At 73.3% G+C, this 670-nt stretch carries 1 protein-coding gene; it reads left to right on the forward strand.

What is annotated here, in order from left to right:
* The first annotated feature begins 93 nt into the window (after nt 1-93).
* Entirely contained in the window at nt 94-666 is a 573-nt protein-coding gene (locus OOT08_RS02730) for a hypothetical protein (RefSeq protein WP_325091010.1), read from the forward strand.
* Nucleotides 667-670: the final 4 nt, after the last annotated feature.

Genomic DNA, 670 nt, shown 5'->3' on the forward strand with positions numbered 1-670 from the left:
CCGCGTCTTCGAGTGCGCGCGGGGCCGGTTTCCCGTTCCCGGGGCCGCGCTTGTCCTCCCCCGATGCGGCAGCCGTCGTGACACACTGGGAGCATGCACGAACTCACCCACTACGTCCGTCAGCGGCTCAGCGCGGGAGCCGATCCCGCCGCGCTCTTCCGCGAGCTCACGGCGGCGGGGTGGCCTCCAGCCCAGGCTGACGCCGCGGTTCGCCAGCTGCTCGGCCCGGCTCCGGCCCAGCCCGCGGACCCCTCGCCCCCAGCCGCAGGAACGGCGGACGCGGCGGGACGAGGCTCGCGTGGCCTGCTCATGGGGAGCATCGCCGCCGCCCTGGCGTCCGTGCTGCCGCTCATCATCATCCCCCTGGTCGCGCTCCTCGCCGGGCCCGGCATCCGCGGTTCGCTCCAGGGGGCGCAGGACGCCTTCCCGATCATGCTCTGGCTGCTCATCATTCTGATCCCGCTCTGGTGCGTGGCCCTCGTCCTCCTCATCCTGTCCCGCCGCAAACCCCCCGCACCCCCGCGAAAGCTGTGGGGCTGGGCGCTCGGCGCCGTCCTCGCGGCCCCCCTGCTCGGCACGCTGATGCTCATCGGCACCCTCATCTTCACGGTCGCGCTCGGCATCATGTGCGGCGAGGCCCAGAGCGTGAACTGCGGGCTCGCCTAAGCCG

The organism is Leucobacter sp. M11, assembly GCF_035726885.1.
Lineage (GTDB): Bacteria > Actinomycetota > Actinomycetes > Actinomycetales > Microbacteriaceae > JAPFRB01.